Origin of the sequence: Mesorhizobium sp. M1A.F.Ca.IN.020.06.1.1 (assembly GCF_004023265.1) — a bacterium.
In the GTDB taxonomy this organism is placed as follows: domain Bacteria; phylum Pseudomonadota; class Alphaproteobacteria; order Rhizobiales; family Rhizobiaceae; genus Mesorhizobium.
In genome coordinates this window covers 1-3,982 of record NZ_RZSR01000562.1, presented here as the reverse complement: position 1 = coordinate 3,982, position 3,982 = coordinate 1, and the positions used below count along the sequence as shown (strand labels likewise).

The window sequence follows — 3,982 nt, the reverse complement described above, 5'->3', positions numbered from 1 at the left end:
GGTCGGGCCTCCCTATCCGACCTCGATAACCGCTTTGATCAACCCGGATTTTTCGTGCGCCCAGCGCGCTAGATCGCGCGGCGTATCGGCAAGGGTCGTGCGGTGGGTGACGAGTTTCTCCAGCGGCACGGCGCCGTTGCGGATCGAGGCGGCGACATGGTCGAAGTCTGCTCTGAGCGCATTGCGGCTGCCGACCAGCGTCATCTCGCGCTTGTGAAACTCGGGATCGGAGAAGGTGATGTCGTCCTGGACGACGCTGACCAGCACCAGCGCTCCGCCATGCGCGACATGGGTGAACGCGGACTGCACCGACTGCGTGTTGCCGGTGGCGTCGAACACAAGGTCGAAGCCTTCGCCGTCGGACGCCTGCCGCACCAGATCGGCAGCCGGCGCTTTCGAGCCGTCGAGTGCGGCAAAGCCGAGCTCGCTTTCGGCGAAATCGAGCCGTTCGGTGCTCATGTCGAGCAGGCTGACATCGAGGCCGGCGATGCGGGCGAACAGTGCCGTGCCAAGGCCGATCGGACCGGCGCCGATGACCAGCGTGCGCTGGCCGGGCGCACTCAGCGAGCGCCGCACGGCGTGTGCGCCGATGGCCAGGAATTCGACGGCGGCGGCATCGGCCAGCGATAGGCCATTTGCTGGATAAAGGTTTTGCGCCGGCACCAGGATCTCGTCGCACATGGCGCCGTCGCGATGGACGCCAAGCACCTCGATCTGCACGCAGCAGTTCGGCTTGCCGTGCCGGCAGGCAACGCATTTGCCGCAGGCGAGATAGGGGTTGATGATCACCGGCTCGCCGATGGCAAGCTCGACGCCTTCACCTCGCTCGACGACCGTGCCCGAGACCTCGTGGCCCATGATGCGCGGATAGGCGAGGAACGGGTGCTTGCCTTCGAAGATGTGATAGTCGGTGCCGCAGATGCCGACATGGCTGACTGCGATGCGCGCCCAGCCGGGCGGCGGCGCGCCGGGTTCGGCGCGGTCTTCGAGAACAAGGTCGCCAGGCGAGCGGCAGACGACGGCTTTCATGCGCTGATCCAGTGTTTAAGGGGCGTCGGCCCCGCTCGATCGGGGCCGGCGCGTCATTTCAGGAACGATTACTTGCCGCGACGGCGCAGGCCGTCGAAGTAGACGATGACGATGATCAGCAGGCCGGTGATGACGCGCTGCCAGAAGGTGTTGACGTTGAGCAGGTTGGCGCCGTTGTTGATCGTCGAAAGAATGAAGGAGCCGATCAGCGGTCCATGCACCGAGCCGATGGCGCCGAACAGCGAGGTGCCGCCGATCACCGACGAGGCGATAGCCTGCAGCTCATAGGTGTCGCCCTGGGTCGGGTTGCCGATGCCGATGCGCGAGGCAAGCAGCACACCCACGAAAGCCGCGAGCAGGCCGGACAGGATATAGGCCATGAAGATGGTGCGCGGCACGTTCACGCCGGAAAGGCGCGCGGCCTCCGCATTGGAGCCGACCGAGAATAAATAGCGGCCCCAGCGCGTGTGGTGCAGGAACACGTAGGACGGTATGGCGACCAGGATCACCATCCAGAACAGATAGGGGATGCCGAGCAGCGAGCCGCGCGAGAAGGCCTGGAAAGGGTCGCTGTTGATCGAGATCGAATTGCCGTTGGTCATCAAGAGGCCGATGCCGCGCAGCGACGTCATCGTGGCCAGGGTGATGATGAAGGGCGGCAGGCCCATCTTGACGATGCCGAAGCCGTGGAACAGGCCGATGGCGACCCCGGCGAGCAAAGTAATGAGCACAGCCGCCCAGATCGGCCAGCCGGCATTGATCAGAAGCGCCACGATGACGGTGGTGAAGCCGACCACGGCACCGACCGAGAGATCGATGCCGCCGGTGATGATGACGAAGGTCTGGCCGACCGCGAGGATGGCGATCAGCGAACCCTGACGCAAAAGATTGGTGATGTTGAGCGTCGTGGCGAAGGAGGGTGTGGCGACCGCCAGCACGATCCACATCAAAAGCAACAAGCCGAGCAGCGTCAGCCCGAACAAGGCGTTGTAGTTGCGCTTCGGCTTTTCGGCGGGGATCGCCTCGGTGCTCATTTTCGTCCTCCCGTCTTTTCTTGTTTCTCGGCCAGCGCTTGGCCCAAAATGTCCTCATGGCTGGCGGTGCGGAAGCCATGCGTCGCAACCAGCTTGCCGCGGCGGAACACATGCAGCGTGTCGGCGAGCTCGTAGACTTCCGGAAGGTAGGACGAGATCAGGATGATACCGGCGCCCTTGGACAGAAGCGTCGAGAACAGCCGGTAAATCTCGGCCTTGGTACCGACATCGACGCCGACCGTCGGCTCGTCGAAGATGAACAGCTTGGCGCCATGCGCCAGCCATTTGCCGATGACGATCTTCTGCTGGTTGCCGCCCGACAGGCTGGAGGCCAGCGCATGGCGCGTCGGCGTCTTGATCCTGAGATCGGCTATCTGGCGATCGGCCTCGGCCTTCTCGCGCGAGCCTGAGATCAGAAGATTGCTCGAGATGCGCTTGTAGATCGGCAGGTTGAGATTCGTGCCGACCGGCAGGTTGAGGCAAAGGCCTTGGTCGCGGCGGCTTTCGGGGGCGAGGGCCATGCCGAGCCTTATCGCGTCATGCTCGGAGTTGACTTGCACCTCCTTGCCTTGCCACAGGATCTGACCGGCCGACTTCCTGTGGCGGCCGTAAAGCGTGGTGACGAACTCGCTGCGGCCGGCTCCGATCAAGCCGTAAAGTCCGACGATCTCGCCCGTGCGGACAGTCACCGAGATGTTCTCGAAACCCTTGCCGGAGAGATTCCGCGTCTCGACGATCGTCGCGCCCGGCGTGAAATGCTCCTTGTGGTAGATCTGCTCGATCGAGCGGTTGATCATCAGCTTGACCAGTTCCGGCTCGCTGGTCTCGGCTATGTTGCGGGTGCCGACGAGCGTGCCGTCGCGCAGCACCGAAACGCGATCGGCAAGCTCGAACACCTCCTCCATGCGGTGGCTGATATAGATGATGGTGACGCCTTCGCCCTTTAGCCGGCGGATCAGCTTGAACAACTGGTCGGCCTCCTTGCGGGTCAAGTAGGCGGTCGGCTCGTCGAAGATGAGGAACTTTGTCCCGCGTACCGTGGCGCGGGCGGCGGCGATCAGCTGCTGCTGGCCGATGGTGAGGTCGCCCAGCATGACATGCGCAGGCAGGTCGAAGCCGAGCCCATCGATGATCTTCTGCGCTTCTTTCACCATGGCGCGCTGCTGCAACAGACCGAAGCGGGAATTCTCCTCGCCGAGGAACATGTTGGCGGCGACGGTGAGGTGGCGGCAAAGCACGACCTCCTGGTGGACGGCATTGATGCCGAGCGCCATCGCCTCGTGCGGCGTGGCCAGCGCCTCGGGTTTACCTTCCCAGACGACTTCGCCGGAGGTGCGCGGCATGACGCCGGTTAAAAGCTTTATCAGCGTCGATTTGCCGGCGCCGTTCTCGCCGACGATGGCGTGGATCTCGCCCGACTTGAAGGCAAGGTCCACCGGCTTCAGCGCATGCGTGCCGGGATAGCGCTTTTCCAGGCCTTTCAACTCGAGGATGGTCCTGCCCGGTTTCAGCGTGGGGGGCGGGTGCAGTTCCTGCGCCGTCGACGTCATGACAATCCTCCCAGATTGATCCAACCGTTGGATACGCAGCGATGCGTCTGGCGCGCATCTAGAAGGCAGAGCCTAAAGCAAGCCGGCGGATTTCCAAGCTGTCCGCCGCGATGTTTCCGGGGCGGCGAAGCCCCGGAAACGAATGTCGCGAAGATCAGTTGAGCTTCGGGTTGAGCAGCGCGTCGATCTTCGGATCCTTCATGTTGTCCTTGGTGACGAGATTGGCGCCGGTGTCGACATTGGCCTCGACCTTCTCGCCCTTCGAGGCGGCTAAGGCGGTCTTGATGCCGTCGTAGCCCATCCGGTACGGATCCTGGACGACGAGGCCGGAGATGACGCCGTCGTTGAGGAACTTGATCAGCTTCTCGT

General features: G+C 63.4%; 3 protein-coding genes and 1 pseudogene. All 4 read right to left on the bottom strand.

Going from position 1 to position 3,982, the window contains the following annotated elements:
- Positions 1-12 precede the first annotated feature (12 nt).
- Entirely contained in the window at positions 13-1,029 is a 1,017-nt protein-coding gene (locus tag EOA60_RS22280) for a zinc-binding alcohol dehydrogenase family protein (protein ID WP_128311900.1), read from the bottom strand.
- A 68-nt stretch (positions 1,030-1,097) separates the two neighbouring features.
- Positions 1,098-2,063 (bottom strand): ABC transporter permease, encoded by a 966-nt coding sequence (locus EOA60_RS22275; RefSeq protein WP_067004136.1) that lies wholly within the window; start codon positions 2,061-2,063, stop codon positions 1,098-1,100.
- Complete coding sequence (locus tag EOA60_RS22270; RefSeq protein WP_095823527.1) at positions 2,060-3,613, bottom strand: sugar ABC transporter ATP-binding protein; 1,554 nt, start codon at positions 3,611-3,613, stop codon at positions 2,060-2,062. Before EOA60_RS22270 ends, EOA60_RS22275 begins: the two co-directional genes overlap by 4 nt.
- 154 nt (positions 3,614-3,767) lie before the next feature.
- Positions 3,768-3,982 (bottom strand): annotated as a pseudogene (locus EOA60_RS22265) (ABC transporter substrate-binding protein); the annotation flags it as partial.

Excerpts from the sequence above, each read along its gene's own strand:
- EOA60_RS22280 (WP_128311900.1), bottom strand. The coding sequence starts at position 1,029 with ATGAAAGCCGTCGTCTGCCGCTCGCCTGGCGACCTTGTTCTCGAAGAC.
- EOA60_RS22275 (WP_067004136.1), bottom strand. The coding sequence starts at position 2,063 with ATGAGCACCGAGGCGATCCCCGCCGAAAAGCCGAAGCGCAACTACAAC.
- EOA60_RS22270 (WP_095823527.1), bottom strand. The coding sequence starts at position 3,613 with ATGACGTCGACGGCGCAGGAACTGCACCCGCCCCCCACGCTGAAACCG.